Source organism: Novosphingobium sp. TK46, assembly GCF_055361525.1.
In genome coordinates, this window is the sequence record NZ_CM143963.1 from 2200359 (window position 1) to 2223067 (window position 22709).

The following is a 22709-nucleotide window of genomic DNA, read 5'->3' on the forward strand; positions in this document are numbered from 1 at the left end:
CAGGGCGGCCTATTCGCTGCTTCTGCGTTTCAGCTTCGCAAGCTCGACCTGGGCGCGAAGGTCGATCTCGTCCATGATTCCGGCAAGTGCGGGATCGTCGGGCGCGGTGCGACCATCGACCCATTCCTTGAGCTGCGCGGCCGGCTCGGCATGGCCGACACCCACCACCAGCGCCACTTGCAGCATCTCCAGCGCGTCGAGCGCCTTTTGTGCGTCCTTGGCCAGCCGGCGTCTGCGTTCGATTCCGGGTGCCGGCGTCACGGCGGCCAGCGCCACCAGCATCTGTACCGATTGCACGGGCGTTTCCAGCGCGGAAGCGGGCGGAGCGGAAAGGATCGCAGGCTCGGTCGCGAACGATGCGGGCGTGTCACGCTTCGCCGGGGCGGCGAGCAGGATCTGCAACAGCGAAGATGGCGCATTGACCTGCATATGACCGTTACCTCCTATATTATCCTATAAGAAAATATACGGTAAATTTCCATCCGACCGGAGCGATATGCGACATACCCGTTTCCTCGCCTGTCTTACCGCCGCCTGCTTTGGCGCGGCGGTGCCCGCTTTCGCCGGGCCCCGCATCAAGGATATCGTCTCGGTCGAGAACGTCCGGTCGAACCAGCTGGTCGGCTACGGGCTGGTGGTGGGTCTGGCCGGAACCGGCGATCGCATCCGCAACTCTCCTTTCACCGAGGAATCGATGCAGGCGATGCTCGAGCGGATGGGCGTCAACATCCGCGGCACCCAGATGCGCACGGAGAACGTCGCGGCGGTTTCGGTGACGGCGATGCTGCCGCCCTTCGCACGCGGTGGCTCCACCATCGACGTGCAGGTTTCGGCGTTGGGCGACGCCAGCAGCCTGCAAGGCGGCACCCTGATCGTATCGACCCTGCGTGGCCTGGACGGTCAGATCTATGCCGTGGCGCAGGGGCCTGTCGCGGTCTCGGGGTTCAAGGCACAAGGCGCGGCCGCCAGCATCAGCCGGGGCGTCGCAACGTCCGCGCGCATTGCCAATGGCGCCATCGTCGAGCGCGAGGTTCCTTACGCGCTCAACTCGGCGGGCAGCCTGAAGCTGGCCTTGCGCAACCCGGATTTCACCACCGCGCAGCGCATCGCCGCCGCCATCAATCGCCAGTTCGCAGGCACCGCGCAGGTGCTCGACCTGGCGACGGTGGAAGTAAGGCCATCGGGAGCATCGGGGTCGTTGATCGATCTGGTCTCCCGCGTCGAGAACCTCGAGGTCGAAGTCGATCAGCCTGCGAAGATCGTGATCAACGAAGCGTCGGGCACCGTGGTGATGAACGCCGACGTGCGCATCAGCAAGGTCGCGGTGGCGCAGGGTGGCCTGACCATCAGCGTGACGGAGACTCCCGAGGTATCGCAGCCCGCGCCGTTCTCGAACGGCAAGACCACCGTGGTGCCCCGTACGCAATTGCAGGTCGACGACGGGCAGGGCCGGTCGCTGGCGATGGTCGGCGGTGCCTCGCTCAACCAGTTGGTGAGCGGCCTCAACGCACTGGGCGTGACCCCGCGCGATCTCATCACCATACTTCAGGCGGTCAAGAGCGCGGGCGCGCTGCAAGCGGAAATCGAGGTGCAGTGATGGACCCCATCCGTCCTATCGGGGCGACCGCACCCGTCGCGCCCGCCGCGCCTGCAGGCGCGGCCGCTCCTGCCGCTCGCAAAAATACGGCCGCGGCCGACAAGGCACGCGAGTTCGAAGCCGTGTTCCTGGGCCAGATGGCCGGGCTGATGCTCGAAAGCGTGCAGACCAGCGATCAGTTTTCCGGCGGGCACGGCGAGGAGATGTTCCGCGGCGTGCTGGCCGAAAAGCTCGGCACCGAAATGGCGAAGCGTGGCGGCATCGGTATCGCTCCGCTCGTTCTCGATCAGATTATCCGCTTGCAGGGGAAGAACCCATGACCACTGAGCTTGTCGATTGCATTCGCTCCCTGATCAACCTGATGCGCGAAGAGACCGATCGCTTGCTGTCGACCGGGCCGACCGGTCAGATCGAGGAGATCGCTTCGGCCAAAGCCCGCCTGGTGGGCTGGATCGAGACGCGCATCGTCAAGCTTTCGCGCGAGCAGCCCGATTGGCGCGCGCGGCTGGATGCTGAAGATCGCGATCTGCTGACCGAAAGCCTTTCGGAGTTGTGCGAAGTGTCGGCGCAGAACGGCAAGGCGCTCAAGCGGCAGATCCGGCTTTCGGTCGAGATGCTGGATGCAATCGCGGCAGAGGCCAAGCGGCTGTCGGGCACGCGATCGGAGACCTACTGCCATCGTGGCGGTATCTCGCGTATCGAACTGGCGACGCCGATCTCGGTCAACACCCAGTTGTAGTTGGCCTTTACAGCCAAGGTCTGTGAAAAAGACCCGCCGCTCCTGATGGAGTGGCGGGTCTTTCGTATCGGCCACGGTCTTCGCGAAGGGAGCCGGCGATGACCGGCCGCGTCGCCCTTTGCCTTTGCCTAGCCGCCACCACGGCCGAGCGCGCTGCGCAACAGGCCCATCTGCTTGTGATACAGGCCGGTGAGCGCGGTGAAGTCCGCCTGCGTCTGGCCCATCTGCAGCAACTGGTCTTCCAGCGTCACGTTGTTGCCGTCCGGCTTCGTCTCGGACGTGTTGCGATCCAGGATTACCCCGCCGCTGCTGATCGACGATGCGCCCAGCGCGGACATTCCCGCGGTGAGCTGGACTCTGGGCCGTGCCACCCGCGGGGCACCGGCCCCGGCGCCCGTGGCTTCGACCAGGCCGCCGAAGTCGGGCCGCTCCAGCGCGCGCGCGCGATAGCCCGGCGTATCGGCATTGGCGATGTTCTGGGAGATCACGCGCTGCCGGTCCGACAGGTTGCGCATCGCCTGGATTACGCCTTGCATGACCGGTGGAGTGCTGCCGCTCAAAACGCAAATCCCGTCATCGATGTCGTACTCGTAAGGCGATCCAGCGCCGCTTGATAACGCCCGGCTTGTGCAAGTTCATAGGCCGACGCACTGCCGCCCCCGCCCTTGGCCGATCCGTTGGCGAGCGCCTCCTTCGAACTATCCCAATAGAGCGAGCGATACGCGGTCTGCGTCATCGACAATGCGGTCTTGATGCTGTCGAGGGCGCTCGCGGCTTTGGTCGCGTCGGTAAGCTCCAACGCGTTCGACAGGTTCAGGCCATAGCTTCCGCCCGGCCGCACTTTCGGGGCGTCGTTCGACAATATGGCCGGGGTGGCGATCCGCATGGGTTCGATGCCGAGCTTCGCCAGTGCATCCTTGCCGGCGGCTCCAGCTGCCAGCTCGATCTCCTGTCCCGGCTTGGCCTCGATGCGCAGCGAGCGGTTTCCCTTGCCGTCGAGCGGGGTGCTAACGGTGGCGTTGCTGCCGGTCAGACTGCTGACCTTCTTGGATAAGGTCGCCAGCGTCTCGCCATCGTCGATGACGACGCGCCGCAGGGTGCCGTCGTTGATGCGGATCCGGAACTCGTCACCGGCGCGCAGGCTCGTTTGCGAGGTAAGCTTCGCGGAAGCCTGCGAGCTGACGATGCCGCGATTGAGGCCGAGCGCGCCAAGCACGCTGTCTCCCGCTGTCGCGGCGGCGATCTGGACGGACTCGGTCCGCAGCCCGGATTGGCCGAATTGCTTGATCGACTGGGTGCTGCCGGTAGTAGGATCGATACGGGCGATGAAGCCGTCGACGCTGCCGACGTGCGTACCCTGCAAGTCGCCGGTCGTCCGGCCCCCGGCGTAGAGCGTGCCGCCCATGAAGGTCAGGCTGTCCACCTGATCGGTTCCGGACGTCGCGATCTGGGTGAATGAGGCGGGGCCGCTGAGGTCAGCGTCGATACGCGCGATGAAACCGTCGCCGTTGCTCGCGCCGCCGACCGCGATCTGTCCATCGGCGCCAACCGCGATCGCGCGCGCATCGCGCGATCCCAGATCGACGACCGGCGCGCTTTCGGTGGTGAGCGATCCGGCGGCGATCTTGTGCAGCTTTGCCGTGCCGCTCTCGTTGGTCAACGCCAGCAAGTCGCCATCCGCGCCGATCGCCAGGGCCTTGACGCTGTCGCTGCCGCCGCTGTCGATCGTACGCCGCTCCTGGACCTGGCCGGTCGCGCTCAGCCGGGCGATGTAGCCATCGCCGCCGCCGCTGGCGGTCTTGCCGGCGACATAGACGGTACCGTCGCTGCCGACCGCCACGGCGCTGGCGCTGTCCGCGCCGAAATTGCGCACGAGGGAGGCGAACTGTTCGTCGCCGTTCGCACTGAAGCGGGCGACCGCCATGTCGCCGTCGGCGGTCGCGCCCTTGAAGTTGCCGGTAACCGTGCCCGCGACCACGATGTCGCCATTGGCCGCCACGGTGACGGCGGTGCCCGTCGCGGTCGCCGCGGTGCCGAGCGTCTGCTGCCAGACGACCTTGCCCTCGCTGTCCAGCTTGGTCAGGTAAAGGTCGGACGTTCCGGCCAGACGGTTCGCGCCAAGATCGCCGGCGATCGTCCCGACGGCATAGGAATAGCCCTCGGCATCGGTCGCCACCGCGCTCGTGGTCGTAGGCGCCCAGATCTGCTGGGCGGGCTTGTCCTTGGTCGCCGCCAGTGCAGAAGCTGCGGTGCCCTCGCGGTCCACCGCACGGATCGCACCCAGGCTGTGCGCCTCCATGGTGCCGGTAGGATCGTCGAAGCGCGTGATCTTGGTGGCGGTCGGCGCGTCGAGCGCGGTTTGCCCGTTGGCGACGACCAGCGCATCGGGGGCGTTCGTCTGCTCGATCGCGACTTGTTCGTTGCCCGGCGTATCCAGTCGCAAGCCCCAGGTGCCGCTCTCCTTGGTGACGGCGAACTTGGTCGACCATCGCGATACCGCCGCCCCGCCCGAACCGGTGACGACGGCGCCGTTGGTATCGCGCATGGGGATCGAGGCGATCGCCGCATTGAAGGCCTGCGCAACAGAATCCAGCGTCGGCGGCTTCGGCGTGCCGGACAGATCGACCGACACCGTATCGGTGATCGTGCCGCGGTTCAGCTTGAGCGTGAAGGTCTCGTCGCCGGTGATCCCGGGAACCGGGGCGGTGCGGGTATCGACGACGCCCTTGGCCAGTTTCGTGGTGCCCGTGGGGCTCGGCACCGCGACGGTGTTCACTCGCCGCGCCGATTGGGCGAAGGAAAGCTGGACCAGGTCGTTCGGGGCTGTGCCCAGGAACGTCTGCAGATCGGCCAACCCCTTGGCGAAAGTCTTCTCGAGCGCGGCGCGTTCCGTGGAGAGCGTGGTCTTGAGCGCTGCGCTTTCAGCCAGCACGCGCAATCGGTCGAGCGCCTTGTAGGCGATGAAGGTGGTCTGCACGTCGGGGATCGTCGTGCCGGTCGAAGAGGATTTGTCGATGATCGTGGCCATGCGCTTGATCGTGGAGATCTGCGAGGACGCCGACGTGCTGACGCTCGCAGCCTTCCATGGCGGCGTCGTCAGGGGGGTCTTGAACTGCGCCTTGGCAGTGCGGGCAGCACGCGTTTCGATCTGCAGTCCCGCCGTGTCGAGGCTGCCGAAGGCGTTCCCTCCCATCAGCAGCGAGAGGCCGGCCATGCTGTTCGACAAGTTGATGCTCACGTGTCCGACACTCCCTGATACCTTCCTATAATAGACCCGAATGCGCCCTCAGAGGTGTTGCGAAGCAGTTTCGTGTCAGGGAAATCGAATGAGCATGGTACTTGCGGCGGAGCCGCCCGAGCTGAAGAAGTACAACGGGCTGCAAAGGGCGGCCGCTCTCCTGCTTGTCCTTGGCCGCGATCACGGCGCCGCGATCTGGCAGCAGATGTCCGTCGAAGAGGTAAAGGAACTGTCCTCGGCCATGTCGCACCTGGGCAGACTGCCCGCGGCCGTGGTCGAGCATCTGCTTGTCCAGTTCACCAGCGAAGTGTCGAGCATGGCTTCGCTCCACGGCTCATTCGAGACGACCGAAAAGCTTCTTGCCGGCATCATGACGGGCGAGAAGGTGCGCGAGATCATGGAGGACATTCGTGGGCCGTCGGGTCGCACGATGTGGGACAAGCTGTCGAACGTCAGCGAGTCCGTCCTCGCCGCCTATCTCAAGAACGAATATCCGCAGACGGTCGCGGTCATCCTCAGCAAGCTGAAGCCCGATCACGCGGCGCGCGTGCTGGCTGAACTGCCGCCCGAGATCGGCGTCGACGTCATCACGCGGATGCTGCGCATGGAGACCGTGCAGAAGGAAGTCATCCAGGAAGTCGAGAACACGCTCAAATCCGAGTTCATGACCAACCTGTCGCGTGCGCAAAAGCGCGATCCGCACGAGAGCATGGCCGAAGTGTTCAACGCGATGGACCGCGCCAGCGAGGAATCGATGCTGACCGCGCTCGACATCCGTGCGCCGGAATCGGCGGAGCGGATCCGCGCTCTGATGTTCACCTTCGAGGACTTGATGAACCTGCTGCCGGCTTCGATCGCGCGCATCGTCAAGGTCGCGGACAAGCGCCAGATGGCGCTCGCGCTCAAGGGGGCGCCAGAAGAGATGCGTGCGATGTTCTTCGCCAGCATGACCGAGCGCGCGTCCAAGCTCATGCGCGAAGACATGGCGGCGATGGGTCCGATCCGCGCGCGCGACTGCGAAGAGGCGCAGAACGTGCTGGTCCGCCTGGCCAAGACGCTGGCCGACAATGGCGAAATCGTGCTGGTCGATCCGAGGAACGACGAAGCCGTCATCATCTGATCTGATCCCGGATCCCATTCCCACTCAGGAGCAGAACCCAGGCCATGAACGCGCAAGTCACCCCATTCCCGTTCTCGCGCATCTTCTCCGAGCCGATGGTGGAATCCATCGTGTTCGATCCGGGTCTAGCCGAACGTGTCGTCGAGCTCGAATTGGAACGCGAGGCCATGAAGGCACAGCATGACGCAGCCCTTCTGGCGGTGCGCTGCGAGGCGTTTCAGCAAGGCCTCGATCTCGCCCGAACCGAACGCGAGACGGCGCTGCTGGCCGCGGTGGATTCGCTGCAGGCCTCCATCGAGTCAGTGGAAGACGGCTTGGCCGAGATAGAGATGCGGCTGGCACACGAGGCTGGAGAGCTGGCACTGACGGCGGCCGATTTCATCGCCGCGCGTGCGCTCGAGATCGATGCCACCACCGCGATCGACGACGCGATCGGGCGCGCCCTGATCCAGGTTCCACGCGGACAACCGGTGCGCATCCGCGTCCACCCCGACCTGGTCGCCGATATCGAACGGCTGGTCGCGGAACGCCAGGCCAGCGAGCGGCGGCGATTGTCGCTGATGGTGTTCGGCGATGATGCCCTGGTGCCGGGCGATGCGGTCCTGCAGTGGGACCAGGGCGGACTGCGCCTTGATGCGGAGGGTCGCCGCGCCGCCGTGCGTGCCGAACTCGACGGCATCCTGCCGCGCGCCTGACCCGATCCGCTGCCGGCGCGGCAAAAAGTTCCGCCCGGAAAAACTTGCCGCCTCGTTGATCCTATAATGGAACTGGAGGGGCGCTAGGCCCGTCAGTCACGGGGCTGCAATTGAACGTGTTGCGAGATTTCGCTGATAAGATCGGTACGCGCCGCCTGGCCTTGATGGGCGGCGTCGGGGCCGCTCTGCTGGTCGGCCTCGGCTACCTTACGCTGCGTGCCGGCGACCCGCAGATGGGCTTTCTCTACACCGATCTCGATCCCGCCTCGGCGCAAACGATGGTCGGCAAGCTGCAGGCGCAGAACGTGCCCTTCCAGCTTTCCGCCGACGGCACTTCGATCATGGCGCCGCAGGACCGCCTTGCCGAACTGCGCATGGGCATGGCCGCCGAGCAGCTGGGCGGGCCGATCGGCTACGCGGTGCTCGACAAGGAAGAGCCGTTCGGTGTCTCCTCCTCCCGCGCCAAGATCAACGAGACGCGTGCCATCGAGGGCGAGCTGTCGCAGTCCATCCAGAGCTTGCAGAACGTCGTTCAGGCGCGCGTCCACATCGTCATGCCCGAGCGCGCGATATTCGCCGCCGAGCCGCGCCATGCGACGGCGGCCGTCACCGTCAAGACGCGCGGCCGCCTGCCGGCCGAAGCCGTACAGTCGATCCGCTATCTCGTCTCTTCATCGGTCCCGGAACTCTCCCCGGAAAGCGTCTCTATCATCGACCAGACCGGCGCATTGCTGGCGCGCGCGGGCGAAGCCGGCGCGGCGAGCGGGGGTGATGGCGACGAGCGCCAGCAAGCTGTCGAAGGGCGCTTGCGCCAGCAGATCGAAAGCCTGCTCGAACCGATCGTGGGGGCCGGCAAGGTCCGCGCGGAAGTCGCCGCGACCGTCGATCGCGATCAAACGCGCGAGGAAGCCAGCGTCGTCGATCCCGACCGCCAGGCCATCGCCCATCAGGTGACGGTCGAATCCAACAACGCCAGCAACGAGAACCAGCCTGGCGCGCAGGCCGCCAGCGTCGCGCAGCAGTTGCCGGACGCCAGCGCGGTGCCGCCGTCCGGCAATTCGGACACGCGCCGTTCGCAAAGCGGCGAGACCTCCGAGGACACGACGTACGAGAACAGCCGGACCAACACCGTCAAGGTGCGTTCGCCCGGCGCGGTGACTCGCCTCTCGGTCGCGGTGATGGTCGATGGCGGGCAGGCGGGATTGCCGGCACCCCAGATCCAGCGGCTGCAGCGCATCGTCGAGAACGCGGTCGGCTTCGATGCCGAACGTGGCGACAGCGTCGTCATCGAGGCGATGCAGTTCTCGGCCGAGGACGCCTCAGGTGCGCAGGAGGGTATGTTCTCGAACCTGCCCACCGACCAGATATTCAGCGTCCTGAAGCTGCTGATCATCGCGGCGGTCGCCGTGTTCGTCATCCGCATGCTGCGCCCGCGCTTCGAACGCCGGATGCTGGCGGGAGACGGCTCGCAACAGGCTTTGGGTGGGCCCGGCCAGGATACGCCGGCGCTGATGGCGGCGGGTGGCGGCGACAGGGCGGGTGCGCTGCCGGCGCCTGAAGGTTCGGGCAATCTGCTCGACCAGGAAGTCGCCCTCGCCGAAGTCGATGGCCGGGTGAAGCTTTCCGCAATCAAGAGGATCGGTGACGCGGTGTCCGCCAGCCCCGCCGAAGCCGCATCCGTAATCCGCCAGTGGATGGCCGCTTAGTGGAGTTTCCCATGAATATCGAGATCAATGCCCAGGAACTGATCCCCTCGACCTTCGACGCACCGTTCGACGATTTCGACGGGTCGGTATTCGGGAACACGCCGCCGCCGCCACCGATCGAAATGCATAGCTCATCTGACGAGATGGAGGCCGTCTTCGACGTTCCGGTCAAAGTGAAGGCCGTATTGGGCGGTGCCCGCGTTCAGGTGGGAGAGCTGATCCAGATGCGTTCGGGCAGCGTCGTCGAGCTCGACCGCCGTGTCGGCGAGCCGGTGGACGTGTTCGTCAACGATCGTTTCATCGCGCGCGGCGAACTCGTCCTGATCGATGGTTCCCTCGGCGTCACCCTCACCGAGATCGTGAAGCAGGACGGTTGATGACAGCGCGAACATCCAACACGATTCGCCTGGTGCTGGTCGGTCCACCCGGTGGAGAATTCCGCCTCGCTGCCGAGATGGCGCGCGAGGCGGGAGCGGAAGTCGTCACCGCCGACACTTCGGGCAGCGCGCTCGACCTGTTGCGGCGCAGCGGCGGCGACCTTGTCATGATCGACGTCGCGCTCGATGTTCCCGGCTTCCTGAACCAGCTTCGTGCCGATCGCATCGCCACGCCGGTGCTGGCATGCGGCATCGACGCGCCCGCCGCGCGCGCGGTGGCCGCCGTTCTCGCCGGTGCGCGCGACTACATCCCGCTTCCGCCCGAACGCGAACTGATCGCCGCCGCCATCATGATGCTGGGCCAGCGCGTGGCATCGCCCATCGGCGAAAGTCCGGCGATGAGCCACGCGATCGGCTATGCGCGTGCGATCGCATCCTCGCAGGCGCCGATGCTGATCGCCGGCGAACCTGGCACCGGCAAGGAAGTGGTGGCCCGCATGGTGCATGACGCTTCGGCGCGCCCTGGCCGCTTCGTCGTCGTCGACTGCGCCGGAATTGGCGGTGACGTGCTCGATTCAGAGCTGTTCGGCCACGATGCCAACGTTTTTCCTGGCTCTCTCGCATCGCGCGCAGGCCGTCTGGAAGAGGCGATCGATGGCACCGTCTTCCTGCGCGAGATCGGCGCCTTGCCGCCGCCGACCCAGGCGAGGCTGTCTGCGACACTCGATACGGGAAGAGTGGACGATCATGCCGGCCCGCGGCGTCACGCACGTCTTATCGCCAGCACGACCCGCGATCTGGCGGCGCAAGTGTCCGCCGGTACGTTCCGCTCGGATCTGGCGTCCCGGCTTGGTCTGCTGCGCGTCGATCTGCCGCCGCTTCGTGAGCGTGGCGATGATGTCGAGCGGCTGGCGATCCACTTCGCCGCGCAACTGCCAGTCGCGGAAGGCATGGCGCCACGTCCGCTCTCGGCGCCGGCGCTGCGGCGGCTGGGCCAACATCACTGGCCTGACAATGTGCGCGAACTCAGGCAGGTCATCCAGCGCGCGGCGCTGCTGGCCACCGGGTCGCAGATCGACAGCGATGCGCTGGTCCTCAACGATGGCTCGCAGATCGCGGCGCCGCGCGTTGCCAATGCCGAGGCTGAAATCGGGTCGCTGGTGGGCCGCAGCATGGCGGATGTGGAGCGCGAATTGATCCTGCAGACGCTGACGCGCTGCGGTGGCAATCGCACGACGGCATCGACGATCCTGGGCATCTCCGTTCGAACGATGCGCAACAAGCTCAAGAGCTTCATCGAGGCCGGCATCAGCATCGCACCGGCGGCCTGAGGGTAAGTCATGAACAAGTTTATCGAGATCGCCCAGCGCCTCGGCGCGAACCGCGACATGGCGCTGGCCGGTGGCGTTCTCGCGATCATCGCGATGCTGATCCTGCCGATGCCGGGCTGGTTGCTGGACCTCGGGCTGGCGCTGTCGATCACGCTGTCCGTCATGATCCTGATGACGGCGCTGTTCATCGAACGTCCCCTCGATCTGTCGGCATTTCCCACCATCCTGCTGATCTCGACGATGCTGCGGCTGGGCCTCAACCTGGCCTCGACCCGCCTGATCCTGGGCCACGGGCATGAGGGGACGCACGCTGCCGGCGGCGTTATCGCGGCCTTCGGGGAGTTCCTCATCGGCGGCGAAGTGGTCATCGGCCTTACCATCTTCATCATCCTGATGGTGATCAACTTCGTCGTCATCACCAAGGGCGCGGGCCGCATCGCCGAAGTCGCCGCGCGGTTCAGCCTGGATTCGATGCCGGGCAAGCAGATGGCGATCGACGCCGATCTCAACGCCGGCATGATCGACGAGGCGACAGCGAAGGCTCGCCGCTCCGAGGTGGAGGCCGAAAGCGGCTTTTACGGCGCGATGGATGGTGCGTCCAAGTTCGTGAAGGGCGATGCCGTCGCAGCCTTGCTCATCACCGGGATCAACGTCTTCGTCGGACTGATCGTCGGCGTCACCATCCATGGCGTCGGACTGGCGGAAGCCTTCCACACTTATACCATCCTCACCGTGGGCGATGGACTGGTCAGCCAGATTCCCGCACTGATCGTATCCACCGCCGCCGGCCTGCTGGTGTCGAAGGGCGGCGTTGCGGGAAAGACCGGCGCGGCACTGGCGCAACAGCTCGGCCGTTATCCCAAGGCGTTCGGGATGGTATCGTTCCTGATGGGCGCGCTGGCGCTTATCCCCGGTCTGCCGTTCATCCCGTTCGCCGCTTTCTCCGGTCTGAGCGGCTGGCTTGCCTGGTCGCTAAGCAAGAAGGCGCAGGAGGCGGTGGCTCGCGAACGCTATGTCCAGGCGCAAGACGACGCCGAAGCCGCCGAGGCCGAGGAGCCCGTCGCGCCCACCGTCGCCCTCGACGCCATTCGGATCGAGCTGGGTTACGGTTTGCTGCCGATCATCAACGAGGCCCGCGCCGAGCCAAGGCTGGACGATCAGGTCCGGGCGCTGCGCCGCCAGATGGCGACCGATTACGGTTTCGTGCTGCCGTCGGTCCGCATCATCGACAACATGGCGCTCAGGGCCAACGAATACGTGGTCTACATCAAGGAGACCGAGGCGGCGCGTGGCGAGTTGCGGCTGGACAAGCTGATGGTCATCAATCCCGCCGAAGGCCCGACCAGCCTTCCCGGCGAGGCCGCGCGCGAGCCGGTGTTCGGTCTTCCGGCGCTATGGATCGATCGCGACTTGCGCGAAGAGGCCGGGCTGCGCGGCGTGACCGTGGTGGATTGCGGCACGATCATCGCCACCCACCTGACCGAACTGGTCAAGGACAACATCGCCGACATGGTCTCGTACCTTGAAGTGCAAAAGCTGCTCAACGAAGTCCACAAGGATGCCGAGAAGCTGATCGCGGACATCATCCCATCGAAGATATCGGTTTCGGGGGTCCAGCGCATCCTGCAGAACCTGTTGAGCGAGGGGATCTCCATTCGCGACATCCCGACGATCCTGGAGGGGGTCGCCGAGGCGGTGCCGACGACTTCGAACATCACGCAGATTACCGAGCATGTGCGCGGGCGCCTTGCCCGCCAGATCTCCGCGCAGCAGAGCACCGACGGCGCCATACCGATCGTCACCCTGTCGCCCGAGTGGGACCAGGCATTCTCCGACAGCATCGTCGGGCAGGGCGAGGAACGCCAGCTCGCCATGGCGCCGTCGACCCTGCAATCGTTCATCGGCGCGGTTCGTGACACCTACGACCGCCTGGCGGCCGTCGGCGAGATACCGTGCATCCTGACGAACCCGGCGATCCGACCGTTCGTGCGATCCATCGTCGAGCGCGTCCGTCCGGCGACCGTGGTGCTGTCACAGAACGAGATCCACACCCGCGCCCGCGTCAGGGCGATCGGAATGGTCGGCTGACCGCAGCCAGCCCGCGTTCCCTCTATAATGACTTTACACGACGCATTCGCGCAAAAGGGGTCGAATGGAAATCGCAGCAGCCGGGGTAATTGGCCCAAGCGCCTCGAACACCGCAAGCTTTGCCGCCGAGACGGGTAGCCAGCCGTTCGCGACGATACTGGGCACCAGCAGCATCACGACGATTCCCGCCGCAGTCGGGACCGCCGTCGGTCCGGTCGCACCGGTCATGACCATGTCGTTGCTGGCGAACACCGCGGCTATCGATGCCGCGGGGCAGGGTGCTCTCGCAAAAGCGCCGGTATTGCCGATGAGCCCTGAGACAAGAATTCCAGAGGGCGCAGCCGTGCCGGTACCGCAAGCGAGCGGACCGATACCAGCGTCGCTTGCTTTAACGCCTTCGGTCGCTTCAAATGGTTCGGTCATGGCGGGGCCGCAAGGAAGCGCCCCGCTCGCGTCCTCTGCTTCAGAGCCTGCGATGGCGTTGGATGGGCCAGCCGTGGAAGAGCCGCAAGCGGTTGCGCCACCAACCCAGGAGCCGCTGACGGCAATCGCACCCCCCACGCTCCCACCTGCTTTGCCCGGGCAAGAACAGATGGCGGCGAGCGTTCCATGGCAAGGGCCCCTCGTAGCCACGCCGGCAAGTGCGACCGGCGCGAAACCTTCGGTCGAGCCGGCGCATCAGGGGTCGGCAAAGCAGAACGATGGCGAAGAGATCGGCGACGTGCCGGCACCGGACGCCATCCCGCAGCAACCCGTCCTGCCCGACACTTCCGGCATCGCGGCAGGAAGCTTGGCCGTGGGGCTCGCCCCCAAGGCGAAGACCACCGCTGGTGCCGATGGCGACGGGCCGGACGCCGAGCAGGCCGACATCGCCGTTATAGCGCTCACGCCCGTCCCAGGCACCACACCACTCGTCGTCACGCCGATGCATGGCAAGGCGGGAGAGGCAGGGTCGTCCGGTATAGTGCCTTCGTTGGTCATCGGTGCAGGGACGCAGGCGTCTCACGGTAAGGGTACGATCGATACGGGCTCACCGGATATCAAGTCCATGCAAGCAGGGGCCGAGCCGGTCGCAAAGGGATTTGCACACGCCCTGACGAGCACAGGTCCCGATCAACCTGTCGCCGCTGCGGCTGGCGCAAGTCAGGCGGCGCCGGGTGGTCCGGCAGTCGCGGTGCCAACCCCGGGTCAGATACCGCCGCAAGCCGTGCCCCAGGTTCAGCCGGCTCCCGTCGAGAGCCATGCCAGGATGGCGTTCCATCCCGACAAGGCCGCACGAGAAATGGGGCTGGAGATCGCGCGCCGCGTATCGAACGGCAGCAACGAACTGCTGATCCGCCTCGATCCTGCTGAGCTCGGGCGCATCAACATTCGCATGTCCGTCAACGAACATGGCCATCTTCGCGCCGTGGTGGCGGCCGACGCTCCGCTCGTGCTGGACGCGATCAAGGGCAACATCGTCGAACTCAATCGATCGTTGGAGCAAGCGGGCGTCCTAACCGACAGCCAAAGCTTCCGTTTCGATCGCGGTGGGAACAGCGAACAGGGCAGCCAGTGGCAGCAGCATTACCAACAGCGGGGTGCCGCGACCCATCGTAACGATACCAGCACCCAGGCGCGCAACGATGATGAGCCGACATACCGACCCATGGCCACGAACGGCCGCATCAACATGATGGCTTGAGGGAGTACACTAGATGACGACGATCACCGGTTCTACGCAGCAGGCCACGACCGCCGCTGCCACCGCCAAGCCCGCAACCACCACGGGGGCGGACTTCAACATGTTCCTCAAGCTGCTGACCACGCAGATGCAGAACCAGGATCCGCTCGATCCGATGAAGACGTCCGAATATACCCAGCAGCTGGTCCAGTATTCTCAAGTCGAGCAGTCCACGCAGCAGACCGGCGTTCTTCGCGATATCCTTTCGCGTCTTTCGGCATCGGACATGTCGCAGGCTGCCGGCTTCATCGGTCGCGAGGCGCAGTTCGATACGAACGTGGCCGGATTGACCGACCGCCCGGCCGAATGGTCGTACAGCCTCCCGCGCAATGCCACGTCGGTCACCGCCACGATCAAGAACTCCGCGGGCGTCACCGTGGCCACCAAGATGCTCGAGCCGGGTTCGCAAGGTCGCTTCTCGTGGAACGGCCAGCAGGCCAGCGGCGGCACCGCGCCCCATGGCAGCTATACCCTTTCGATCGATGCACTGGACGCTAACGGCGTGGACGTACCCGAGGTCATTCGCAGTATTGGCACCGTCGACAGCGTGGCGTCGAGCGCCGGCAATATCGTGCTGGGTGTGAACGGTGCCGAGATCGCTTCCAGCAAGCTCGTCAACGTCACGGCCAGCAGCTGAACGCCGGCAGGGGCCGGGGGTGGCCGAGTGGCGTCACCCCGGCGACCCTGTCATCTGGCGATTTGCCGGATCATAAGCATGGATCCAGCAGCGCAAATGCAAAGGGGCGGCTCGCGCGCGAGCCGCCCCTTTCGATGTTGGCGTGATGACAATCCCGCACCAGCAGGACGATCTTCGCGGGGTCAGGCAGCTTTCAAATCATGACCCACGTCACGACTGCGCAGCGTCGCGACGATCTGAACGTCGAAATCCTCAAGATCACAACCCGGCAATAGCGCGGGCTGCGCCAGCATAGCGATGCATTCGGCGATGGACGGATCTTCACGCGGTCCGATCACATCTATCAGGTCATTCAACCGAGTGCCGGGCGCGGACATGCCTTTGATGGCGGCAGCATCCCACAGCGCTTCGTGATCGCGCACGGATAGCGCCACGGAAATCACAATAGCGTCACACCGGTCCTTGCGGTCCCCTCCGGCGATGATGTCTCCTATTGCAGCATGATTGAACTCATGCATCTTGGATCATGCTCCTACTTGTTCTTGCCCCGATCGTTGTCGCCCTGACGTGAGAGACAGCGTATGACTACTAAGGGTTTTCCCGAGGTCGTAACTATTTTTTAACCTGTGCTGAATATGCCCCTCCGCCGCTAGTGCGTGCGGATCGGGGCATGCCAGTTGAAATCACGCGTGTGGGCGACGACCAGACAAAGCTCGGCATAGAGTTTGTCCCAATAGCAGTGGGGTATGTCGAATGGATCGTCGGCGCTGCCTTGCAGCACTTCGATGCGCGGCGAGGGTTCCACCACAAGGCGGAAGCGGCGTGCCAGGCCGCGCTGGCTGTCTTCGTCCGGCAGGCCGTGTGGCAGCGCCAGGCGCGCCGACATGATGAAGCTGCCAAGCAGCTCGGCACTTGCGGGATCGAGAACGACGCCCACTGCGTCGGACCAGTCGGAATGCTGGAGCGTGATCAACGCACCGCCTTGATCGGCGGCAAGTTTCACTCGCAATCGCCCGCCGCTCTGATCGACGATTTCGCGAATTCTGGGAAACACAAAGCCTCGCCGAAGTCCTGAGTTCATTATAGAGCGCAAAGGACCGTACCGACATGGAAACGCGGGATCGGTCCAGGTTTCGCTCCAAAGAAATGGGGTCGGAGCATCTCCACTCCGACCCCAGATCTAGACGGTCAAGTCCGCTGGATCCGCGATTAACGGAACAGCGACATGATCGACTGCGGCGCCTGGTTGGCGATCGACAGAGCCTGAACGCCAAGCTGCTGCTTGACCTGCAGGGCCTGAAGCTTCGCCGACTCCTTGGCGAGGTCGGCGTCGACGAGATTGCCGATGCCGCCTTCGATCGAGTCCGACAGCTTGCTGACGAAGCTCATCTGACCATCGATCTGGCGCGAGGCCGAACCCAGCGTGCTGAGCTTGGTGTTGACGCTGGCGGCAAAGGTATCGAGGTTGGTCTTCAAGGTACCCGCTGCCGTCGCATCGGCAGCCAGATCGGTGCCGGCGAAAGTCAGCGCCGTATCCGTACCGGCTGCACCAAAGGCAGTGGTCGCATCGGCTTCCAGGTCGACGTTGGCGACATCCAGCTTGGACGTGCCGCTGGCCGACATCAAGGCCGAAACCTTGCCGGTCGCCGACGAGTCGGTCTTCAGCAGGTTGGTACCATTGAACTCCGACGAGCCGACGATGGAGTTGATCTGCTTCTTGAGCGCCTTGAGATCCTCACCGATCGCGGTGCGGCTCTTGGCGTCGAGGCCTCCATCCGAAGCTTCGGTGGCCTTGGACTTCATCTGGTTGACGAGATCCGAAACCTGCTCCGCACCGGCCACGGCAACGTCGACCGTGCTCTTTGCACGGCTGAGCGAAGACGTAACCGCCGTCAGTCCGCCGACATCGCCACGCAGCTTCTGCGCGATGGTGTACTTGGACGAGTCGTCCTTGGTCGAGGAAACCGCCAGGCCGGTGTTGATCCGGGTCTGGACGGTCGAAAGACCCTTGTTCGTCTCGTTGAGGCTCTGAAGAGCCGCCATCGCGCCAACGTTGGTGTTTACTGACATACCCATAGTGAAATTCCTTCTAGGAAATGGCCATTTCTACGGCCTTGGACCAGATCGCTGGTCCGCGACTTGCCGCATCATCGCGGCCCGCCTCTCTATTGTGGGAAGAAAAAGCACGGGCCCGTGTCTTGGACCGGGTTTTTCTATGCCTAACCAATCGCTAACAGGCTAAGTCATTGTCAGGGATGGCTTCTGTCCGGTCCAGCCGCACGCGCGTACGGGCACGAATGATCGGGTTGGCGTCGGCAGATGATCGGCTAGGCAAAATTTGCCTAGTAATCGCACGATGCCGGTCGCGGTCGTCCTACAATAACCAGGTACATCCAGAAGGACGAACCATGGCATTGCATATCAAGATGAGAGACGGCGAGAAGATGATCGTCAATGGGGCCGTATTGGCCTCACGCGGCAGCAGCCACCTGCTGCTGGAAAATCGGGCCGCCGTGATGCGGGGACGCGATGTCATGTCGCCCGAGGAGGCAACGACACCGGCGCGCCAGCTCTATTTCGCCTGCACGTTGGCCTATGTCGATGAGCCCGACCTGGAGCGGCATCAGGCCGCCATCCTTGCGCTGCTGACCGCGCTCATCGCGACGCTCGATGCTCCGGAGGCCAAGGCGGCCTGCGTACGCTTCGCGACCCTCGTGGCTGAAGGCGCGTATTATCGGGCGCTGGCGGAATGTCGTGAACTGATCGGGTACGAGGACGCGCAAGCCGCGCAAACGGCTATGGAGGCGGTGTGATCCTCGATTAGCGAGGCTTGCAAGCGCGTCGGTCCACCGAACGCTGCTTTGCCCAGTCCTGCCTTCAAGCGAAAAGCCCCCGATCGTGATGACCGGGGGCTTTTCGTTAGAGGCGATCATGGCTGTTGGCGAAGGGCACTGCCCACCGGCCCCTCAGAACGGGAACAGGGCGTCATAGACCTGCTGCGCCCAACGGGCCTGCTGCACGTCGGTCAGCTGGCCGCGCCCGCCATAGCTGATCCGGGCCTCGGCGATCTGGGTGTGGCGGATTGAGTTGTCGCGCGCGATATCCTGCGGACGGACGATGCCCGAGACGATCAGTTCGCGAAGCTCGAAGTTCACCCGGACTTCCTGTCGCCCCCGGATCACGAGATTGCCGTTCGGCATCACGCCGGTGACGACGGCGGCCATCGTCATGTTGATGGTTTCGCTGCGTTCGGTCTTGCCCGAACCGCTCGACAACGACTTCGAATTCGCGCCGACCAGACTGTTGGTGTCGGGATTTCCCGGCAGCAGCTTGCTGAGTGGCTTTTCCAGGCCCAGCAGCGAGGCGAGGCCCGCGTTCTCGGAGCCCGAGCGGCTGCGATCCGTGGTGTTGCCCACGCTGGCGCGATCGCGCACGTCGATACGGATGGTCAGAATGTCGCCAAGGACGTTGGCGCGCTGGTCACGGAACAGGCCACCGGCGCCGGCGCGGAACAACGAGGCGCTGGGGGCCTGGGCCGGTGGTTCGCCAGGCGCGCGGGGCGCGCCCAGCGGATCGACGATGCCGGGTTGCGAGATCGAGCGTTCGGCGATCGCGGTCTGCACATCCTGTTCCGGCGTGAAGCGCGGCGCCTTGCCGACGTTCGCAAGGCGACCGGCGGCTCCGCACCCGGACACCAGCGGCACGACCGCCGCCAGAGCCAAGAGGGTTTTGACTTTCATCGAGGGTACTCCGTTACGGGCGCCAGGCATCATGGTGCGACGACGCGCACCGCGCCGGAGCCTTCGACCTCGGCATCGAGGGTTTTGCTGGTCGAATTGGCGACGACGCGGACCCGGTCACCCTTGGCGCCGTTATCCAGCGTGCGGCCGGCGGTGGTGATGGTGAGCCCTCCTGAGCGCACGGTGATGGTCACCGCCTCACCACGGCGCACGAGGCGCGGCGTGGTGACGTCGCTTGCCCGCACCACCGTGCCCGCGGCCAGGCGGCGTGCCGCCTCCATGCCGTTCGCCGCCCTTGGCTGCAGGGCGCCGCGGGCCTGCGCGGCGGGCAGCGGCTCGGGCGCGAAGTCGCTGCTGGAGATGACCTCTCCGCGCTCGACGATGCGGGTGAGCACGGGCGTATCGACGGTAGCCGCCACGGCCGGCGTGGCCGGCACGCTTGCAGCCTGGGCGGCAAGCAGGGCGAGTAGCGAAGTCAGCATCGTCATCACCGCAGCTGGCTGGTGGTGGCCAGCATCTCGTCGGCCGTTTTCACCACCCGGCTGTTCATCTCATAGGCGCGTTGGGCGGTGATGAGGGCGGTAATTTCCGCGACCGGATTGACGTTCGACGCTTCGATGAAGCCCTGCCGCAGCGTGCCGAAGCCCGGCTCTCCGGGCGAGGCGACGTTGGGCTGGCCCGAGGCCGAGGTTTCGGCGAAGAGGTTGCCGCCCAGCGCTTCCAGACCCGCTTCGTTCACGAACGAGGCAAGCTGGAGCTGGCCCACGTCCTGCAGCTCCGGCGCGCCGCCGATCTTGACCTGGACGTTGCCGGTCGCCGAGATCACGACGTCGACGGCGCCTTGTGGAATGGTGATACCGGGCTGGACCGGATAGCCATCCGACGTCACCAGCTCGCCTTGATCCGACAGCTGCAGCGAACCGGCGCGGGTATAATTGGTATCGCCGTTGGGCATCAGCACCTGGAGATATCCCTGACCCTCGATGGCGAGGTCGTAGCGGTTGTCGGTCTGGGTCAGCGCGCCTTGCGTGCCGATGCGATAGACACCGCCGGTGCGCACGCCCGCGCCGATCTGAATGCCCGAAGGCGCGCGCGCATCCGGTCCGCCGGTGCTGGAGCCGGGACGGGCGACCTGCTGATAGAGCAGGTCCTGGAATTCGGCCCGCTGACGCTTGTAGGCCGTGGTGTTCATGTTCGCGATATTGTTAGAGATCACGTCGACATTGGTTTGCTGCGCAAGCATGCCGCTGGAGGCGATAGACAAGGAACGCATGGAATCTTCCCTTTAGAAACGTGTTGGTCAGCCGACCTGTGAGAGGCGATCGATTGCGCGTTTGCGCATGTCGCTCAGCGCGTCGGACATCTTCTGGCTGTTCTGATAGGATCGCAGGATCTCCACCATGCTGGTGGTCTCGGCGATCGGCTCGACGTTCGATCCCTCGAAGCCGCCGGTGCGCAGGCGCGTCTGCGTTTGCGACAGGACGGTGCCGCCCTGAGCCGCCATCAGCCCGTCACCGCGCGGGGTGACCTGGGACTCGTCGAACGTGGTGACCGCGATCCGCCCGAGCGGACCCGAAGTTCCTGAGACCGTCCCGTCATCGCCGATCGTCAGCCCCACGGTCTGGTCGGGTGGTATCGTGATCGGCTGGCCGTTTTCGCCCAGGATGCGCTGACCGGTCGCGGTGGCGAGATCGCCGCTTTCGAGCACTTTCAACGATCCGGCGCGGGTGTAGGCGCTGCCGCCCTCCGGCGCTTCGACCGCAAGATAGCCAGGACCATCGATCATCACGTCGAGCGCATTGCCGGTCGTCTGGAACGCTCCTGCGCGCGTGTCGTGCACGGCGCCCTGGTCAAGGACGAACGAGACGTTACGTGCGGCGTCGACCGCGTTGTCCTCTCCTTCCTCCACGTATTCGCGAAAGACGGGCTGCTCGCGCCGGAACCCGGCTGTGCTCGTATTGGCCATGTTGTTGGCGACCACGTCCAGTCGACGTTGCAGCGCCTGCTCATGACTTAGAAGCACGTATGCGGAGACGTCCATTCACTCCCTCCGAAATATTCTCGCGAAAACCGCGCTAGGCAGAAATTGCCGCCCACGGCTTCTATAATAGGAGGGAACAACGGCATTCGGCGCGCGGCAGACGATTTTGCACGCCACCGGTTACAAGGATCGAAGATGACACAAGTGCAGGGGGCCTCGCCGGATGACGTATCGGGCGATGGCGCGAACAAGGGTGTCGCCGGCGGGTCGGTACGGTCGAAAAAGAAGCTGATCATCATCGGTGCCGCCGCCGCGGTCCTGCTTCTTGGCGGCGGCGGTGCGGCTTATGCGGTGATGGGCGGCGGCTCGCACGAGGCTGCCGAGGGAGACGGGGATGCCGAGGGCCACGGGGCCGAAAAGGAGGGCCCCGATACCTTCATCGAGGTTCCGCCGATGACGGTGAACCTTCGCTCTGCCGATGGTACGCCCCGGTTCCTGCGCGTACACCTGATGCTGGTGCCGACATCGCCCGACAAGCAGGCCGAGATCACCACCAAGCTGCCTTTGATCATCGACTCCTATCAGCCGTTCCTGCGCGAATTGCGGCCCGAGGATATCGCCGGATCGGCAGCCGCGTTCCGCCTCAAGGAAGAAATGCTGATCCGCGCCAATCGCCAGGTCGGCAAGGGGTCGGTGGCGGACGTTCTTATACAGGATCTGGTTCAGCAATGAGCGACGATTGGGATTTCGATCTTCCTGAACCGCAGCCGATGCTGATCGGCGACGACCAGGAACTGGATCAGTTGGACATCGATGCGCTGTTCGGCGACGTCGGCGGCCCCGCGCCGCAGAAAAGCGGCTTGCGCGCGGTCATTGAATCGGACGTGATCAATCACGAACGCCTGCCGATGCTCGAAGTGGTCTGCGATCGCGTGATCCGCACCTTCGCGACCAATATGCGCAACCTGACATCGGACGCGATCGACGTCAGTCTGGAGGCGACGACTTCGGTACGCTTCGGCGAATTCATGAACCGCGTTCCGCTGCCGGCGATGTTCGGCGTGTTCCGCATCGAGGAATGGGAGAACTACGGCATCGTCGTGGTCGATTCCGCGCTGATCTATTCGGTGGTGGATGCGCTTCTGGGTGGGCGCGGGAACAACGGGCCCAGCCGCATCGACGGGCGCGGCTTCACCACGATCGAGACGTCACTCGTCTCGCGCATGGTGGAGCTGGCGCTGTCCGACCTCGCCGCCGCGTTCGAGCCGATCGCGCCGATCACGATCAAGCTGGAGCGGATCGAGACCAGCCCGCGCTTCGCCGCCATCGCCAGCCCCAGCAACGTCACCGCCGTCGCCAACTTCCGCGTCGACATGGAAGGCCGCGGTGGCAAGTTCAGCTTCCTGCTGCCCTACGCGACGCTGGAGCCGGTCCGCAACAAGCTGCTCCAGCGTTTCATGGGCGAAAAGATGGGCCGCGACGGGATCTGGGAAGCGCACATGCGCAGCGAGATCCGCAAGACCGAAGTGAAGCTCGATGCCGTGCTGGCAGAGCGCAACTTCCCGTTGTCGGAAGTGCGCAACATGAAGGTGGGACAGACCCTGCCGCTCAACAAGCATCCCGACGATCCGTTTGAAATACAGTGCGGGGGAGTTCGTCTCGGCTGCGCACAGCTTGGCCAGCGCAATCACAACATCGCTTTCCGGCTGGTCACCGAAATCACGAAGGATTGAACGC

25 protein-coding genes are annotated in these 22709 nt (G+C 64.9%); 14 read left to right on the forward strand and 11 right to left on the reverse strand.

The genetic code is table 11. The features are described from left to right. Positions 1–9: 9 nt before the first annotated feature. Entirely contained in the window at positions 10–429 is a 420-nt protein-coding gene (locus ACXJ1Z_RS10590; RefSeq protein WP_463776544.1) for a flagellar assembly protein FliX, read from the reverse strand. A 67-nt stretch (positions 430–496) separates the two neighbouring features. On the opposite strand from ACXJ1Z_RS10590, the gene ACXJ1Z_RS10595 reads away from it, so the two are divergent. The 3 genes from ACXJ1Z_RS10595 to ACXJ1Z_RS10605 are packed head-to-tail and all read left to right on the forward strand — an operon-like array spanning position 497 to position 2336. After that, positions 497–1597, forward strand: a complete 1101-nt coding sequence (locus ACXJ1Z_RS10595; protein ID WP_463776546.1) for a flagellar basal body P-ring protein FlgI — start codon at positions 497–499, stop codon at positions 1595–1597. Continuing rightward, positions 1597–1917, forward strand: a complete 321-nt coding sequence (locus tag ACXJ1Z_RS10600; protein ID WP_463776548.1) for a rod-binding protein — start codon at positions 1597–1599, stop codon at positions 1915–1917. Before ACXJ1Z_RS10595 ends, ACXJ1Z_RS10600 begins: the two co-directional genes overlap by 1 nt. Beyond that, the gene (locus ACXJ1Z_RS10605) at positions 1914–2336 is read left to right on the forward strand and encodes a hypothetical protein (RefSeq protein ID WP_463776549.1); all 423 of its coding nucleotides are present in this window, start codon (positions 1914–1916) and stop codon (positions 2334–2336) included. Before ACXJ1Z_RS10600 ends, ACXJ1Z_RS10605 begins: the two co-directional genes overlap by 4 nt. A gap of 128 nt (positions 2337–2464) precedes the next feature. On the opposite strand, the gene ACXJ1Z_RS10610 is transcribed toward ACXJ1Z_RS10605, so the two are convergent. Further along, positions 2465–2896 carry a flagellar basal body protein gene (locus ACXJ1Z_RS10610; protein WP_463776551.1) on the reverse strand — a complete coding sequence of 144 codons (432 nt, stop codon included), beginning with the start codon at positions 2894–2896 and terminating at the stop codon, positions 2465–2467. Next, positions 2893–5574 carry an NHL repeat-containing protein gene (locus ACXJ1Z_RS10615; RefSeq protein ID WP_463776552.1) on the reverse strand — a complete coding sequence of 894 codons (2682 nt, stop codon included), beginning with the start codon at positions 5572–5574 and terminating at the stop codon, positions 2893–2895. Before ACXJ1Z_RS10615 ends, ACXJ1Z_RS10610 begins: the two co-directional genes overlap by 4 nt. Before the next feature lie 88 nt (positions 5575–5662). On the opposite strand from ACXJ1Z_RS10615, the gene ACXJ1Z_RS10620 reads away from it, so the two are divergent. From ACXJ1Z_RS10620 to flhA, 6 genes are all read left to right on the forward strand, one after another. Beyond that, complete coding sequence (locus ACXJ1Z_RS10620; protein ID WP_463776553.1) at positions 5663–6694, forward strand: flagellar motor switch protein FliG; 1032 nt, start codon at positions 5663–5665, stop codon at positions 6692–6694. A gap of 44 nt (positions 6695–6738) precedes the next feature. Further along, complete coding sequence (locus ACXJ1Z_RS10625; protein ID WP_463776554.1) at positions 6739–7389, forward strand: FliH/SctL family protein; 651 nt, start codon at positions 6739–6741, stop codon at positions 7387–7389. A 110-nt stretch (positions 7390–7499) separates the two neighbouring features. Next, a complete protein-coding gene (fliF, locus tag ACXJ1Z_RS10630) occupies positions 7500–9095 on the forward strand; it encodes a flagellar basal-body MS-ring/collar protein FliF (protein ID WP_463776556.1) in 1596 nt (531 codons plus the stop codon). An 11-nt stretch (positions 9096–9106) separates the two neighbouring features. Beyond that, positions 9107–9472, forward strand: a complete 366-nt coding sequence (gene fliN, locus ACXJ1Z_RS10635) for a flagellar motor switch protein FliN (protein ID WP_463776557.1) — start codon at positions 9107–9109, stop codon at positions 9470–9472. Continuing rightward, positions 9472–10803, forward strand: a complete 1332-nt coding sequence (locus ACXJ1Z_RS10640; protein ID WP_463776558.1) for a sigma-54-dependent transcriptional regulator — start codon at positions 9472–9474, stop codon at positions 10801–10803. Before fliN ends, ACXJ1Z_RS10640 begins: the two co-directional genes overlap by 1 nt. 9 nt (positions 10804–10812) lie before the next feature. After that, complete coding sequence (gene flhA / locus ACXJ1Z_RS10645; RefSeq protein ID WP_463776560.1) at positions 10813–12891, forward strand: flagellar biosynthesis protein FlhA; 2079 nt, start codon at positions 10813–10815, stop codon at positions 12889–12891. Positions 12892–12924: 33 nt separating this feature from the next. On the opposite strand, the gene ACXJ1Z_RS10650 is transcribed toward flhA, so the two are convergent. Next, positions 12925–13314: a hypothetical protein gene (locus ACXJ1Z_RS10650; RefSeq protein WP_463776562.1), complete on the reverse strand. Its 390-nt coding sequence runs from the start codon at positions 13312–13314 to the stop codon at positions 12925–12927. A 169-nt stretch (positions 13315–13483) separates the two neighbouring features. Here ACXJ1Z_RS10650 and ACXJ1Z_RS10655 point away from each other — a divergent pair, with 169 nt between their 5' ends. Both ACXJ1Z_RS10655 and ACXJ1Z_RS10660 read left to right on the forward strand, forming a co-directional pair. Then, a complete protein-coding gene (locus ACXJ1Z_RS10655) occupies positions 13484–14575 on the forward strand; it encodes a flagellar hook-length control protein FliK (RefSeq protein ID WP_463776563.1) in 1092 nt (363 codons plus the stop codon). A 13-nt stretch (positions 14576–14588) separates the two neighbouring features. Further along, positions 14589–15251: a flagellar hook assembly protein FlgD gene (locus tag ACXJ1Z_RS10660; RefSeq protein ID WP_463776564.1), complete on the forward strand. Its 663-nt coding sequence runs from the start codon at positions 14589–14591 to the stop codon at positions 15249–15251. A gap of 182 nt (positions 15252–15433) precedes the next feature. Here ACXJ1Z_RS10660 and ACXJ1Z_RS10665 read toward each other — a convergent pair whose 3' ends face one another. From ACXJ1Z_RS10665 to ACXJ1Z_RS10675, 3 genes are all read right to left on the reverse strand, one after another. Then, on the reverse strand, positions 15434–15769 hold the full coding sequence (locus ACXJ1Z_RS10665) for a hypothetical protein (protein WP_463776566.1): 336 nt from the start codon (positions 15767–15769) through the stop codon (positions 15434–15436). A 131-nt stretch (positions 15770–15900) separates the two neighbouring features. Next, positions 15901–16305 carry a hypothetical protein gene (locus ACXJ1Z_RS10670; RefSeq protein WP_463776567.1) on the reverse strand — a complete coding sequence of 135 codons (405 nt, stop codon included), beginning with the start codon at positions 16303–16305 and terminating at the stop codon, positions 15901–15903. 155 nt (positions 16306–16460) lie between these two features. Next, positions 16461–17327 (reverse strand): flagellin, encoded by an 867-nt coding sequence (locus ACXJ1Z_RS10675; RefSeq protein ID WP_463776569.1) that lies wholly within the window; start codon positions 17325–17327, stop codon positions 16461–16463. A gap of 332 nt (positions 17328–17659) precedes the next feature. Here ACXJ1Z_RS10675 and ACXJ1Z_RS10680 point away from each other — a divergent pair, with 332 nt between their 5' ends. Further along, entirely contained in the window at positions 17660–18064 is a 405-nt protein-coding gene (locus ACXJ1Z_RS10680) for a flagellar biosynthesis repressor FlbT (RefSeq protein WP_463776571.1), read from the forward strand. 153 nt (positions 18065–18217) lie between these two features. Here ACXJ1Z_RS10680 and flgH read toward each other — a convergent pair whose 3' ends face one another. Genes flgH through ACXJ1Z_RS10700 form a run of 4 tightly spaced genes read right to left on the reverse strand, consistent with a single transcriptional unit; the run spans position 18218 to position 21032 of the window. Then, the gene (flgH, locus tag ACXJ1Z_RS10685; protein WP_463776573.1) at positions 18218–18991 is read right to left on the reverse strand and encodes a flagellar basal body L-ring protein FlgH; all 774 of its coding nucleotides are present in this window, start codon (positions 18989–18991) and stop codon (positions 18218–18220) included. 29 nt (positions 18992–19020) lie between these two features. Continuing rightward, a complete protein-coding gene (flgA, locus tag ACXJ1Z_RS10690) occupies positions 19021–19479 on the reverse strand; it encodes a flagellar basal body P-ring formation chaperone FlgA (RefSeq protein ID WP_463776574.1) in 459 nt (152 codons plus the stop codon). Beyond that, a complete protein-coding gene (gene flgG / locus ACXJ1Z_RS10695; protein ID WP_463776576.1) occupies positions 19479–20264 on the reverse strand; it encodes a flagellar basal-body rod protein FlgG in 786 nt (261 codons plus the stop codon). Before flgG ends, flgA begins: the two co-directional genes overlap by 1 nt. 27 nt (positions 20265–20291) lie before the next feature. Further along, the gene (locus ACXJ1Z_RS10700; protein WP_463776578.1) at positions 20292–21032 is read right to left on the reverse strand and encodes a flagellar hook-basal body complex protein; all 741 of its coding nucleotides are present in this window, start codon (positions 21030–21032) and stop codon (positions 20292–20294) included. 135 nt (positions 21033–21167) lie between these two features. Here ACXJ1Z_RS10700 and ACXJ1Z_RS10705 point away from each other — a divergent pair, with 135 nt between their 5' ends. After that, a complete protein-coding gene (locus tag ACXJ1Z_RS10705) occupies positions 21168–21704 on the forward strand; it encodes a flagellar basal body-associated FliL family protein (RefSeq protein WP_463776579.1) in 537 nt (178 codons plus the stop codon). Then, a complete protein-coding gene (fliM, locus tag ACXJ1Z_RS10710; protein ID WP_463776581.1) occupies positions 21701–22705 on the forward strand; it encodes a flagellar motor switch protein FliM in 1005 nt (334 codons plus the stop codon). Before ACXJ1Z_RS10705 ends, fliM begins: the two co-directional genes overlap by 4 nt. The last annotated feature ends 4 nt before the right edge of the window (positions 22706–22709 follow it).

Coding starts and splice junctions, on each gene's coding strand:
- fliN (WP_463776557.1), top strand. CDS start 9,107: ATGAATATCGAGATCAATGCCCAGGAACTGATCCCCTCGACCTTCGAC.
- ACXJ1Z_RS10700 (WP_463776578.1), bottom strand. CDS start 21,032: ATGGACGTCTCCGCATACGTGCTTCTAAGTCATGAGCAGGCGCTGCAA.
- flgH (WP_463776573.1), bottom strand. CDS start 18,991: ATGAAAGTCAAAACCCTCTTGGCTCTGGCGGCGGTCGTGCCGCTGGTG.
- ACXJ1Z_RS10640 (WP_463776558.1), top strand. CDS start 9,472: ATGACAGCGCGAACATCCAACACGATTCGCCTGGTGCTGGTCGGTCCA.
- flgG (WP_463776576.1), bottom strand. CDS start 20,264: ATGCGTTCCTTGTCTATCGCCTCCAGCGGCATGCTTGCGCAGCAAACC.
- flgA (WP_463776574.1), bottom strand. CDS start 19,479: ATGACGATGCTGACTTCGCTACTCGCCCTGCTTGCCGCCCAGGCTGCA.
- flhA (WP_463776560.1), top strand. CDS start 10,813: ATGAACAAGTTTATCGAGATCGCCCAGCGCCTCGGCGCGAACCGCGAC.
- fliM (WP_463776581.1), top strand. CDS start 21,701: ATGAGCGACGATTGGGATTTCGATCTTCCTGAACCGCAGCCGATGCTG.
- ACXJ1Z_RS10595 (WP_463776546.1), top strand. CDS start 497: ATGCGACATACCCGTTTCCTCGCCTGTCTTACCGCCGCCTGCTTTGGC.
- ACXJ1Z_RS10605 (WP_463776549.1), top strand. CDS start 1,914: ATGACCACTGAGCTTGTCGATTGCATTCGCTCCCTGATCAACCTGATG.
- ACXJ1Z_RS10620 (WP_463776553.1), top strand. CDS start 5,663: ATGAGCATGGTACTTGCGGCGGAGCCGCCCGAGCTGAAGAAGTACAAC.
- ACXJ1Z_RS10655 (WP_463776563.1), top strand. CDS start 13,484: ATGGCGGCGAGCGTTCCATGGCAAGGGCCCCTCGTAGCCACGCCGGCA.
- ACXJ1Z_RS10705 (WP_463776579.1), top strand. CDS start 21,168: ATGACACAAGTGCAGGGGGCCTCGCCGGATGACGTATCGGGCGATGGC.
- ACXJ1Z_RS10665 (WP_463776566.1), bottom strand. CDS start 15,769: ATGCATGAGTTCAATCATGCTGCAATAGGAGACATCATCGCCGGAGGG.
- ACXJ1Z_RS10600 (WP_463776548.1), top strand. CDS start 1,597: ATGGACCCCATCCGTCCTATCGGGGCGACCGCACCCGTCGCGCCCGCC.
- ACXJ1Z_RS10680 (WP_463776571.1), top strand. CDS start 17,660: ATGGCATTGCATATCAAGATGAGAGACGGCGAGAAGATGATCGTCAAT.
- ACXJ1Z_RS10650 (WP_463776562.1), bottom strand. CDS start 13,314: ATGACCGAACCATTTGAAGCGACCGAAGGCGTTAAAGCAAGCGACGCT.
- ACXJ1Z_RS10675 (WP_463776569.1), bottom strand. CDS start 17,327: ATGGGTATGTCAGTAAACACCAACGTTGGCGCGATGGCGGCTCTTCAG.
- ACXJ1Z_RS10660 (WP_463776564.1), top strand. CDS start 14,589: ATGACGACGATCACCGGTTCTACGCAGCAGGCCACGACCGCCGCTGCC.
- ACXJ1Z_RS10625 (WP_463776554.1), top strand. CDS start 6,739: ATGAACGCGCAAGTCACCCCATTCCCGTTCTCGCGCATCTTCTCCGAG.
- ACXJ1Z_RS10590 (WP_463776544.1), bottom strand. CDS start 429: ATGCAGGTCAATGCGCCATCTTCGCTGTTGCAGATCCTGCTCGCCGCC.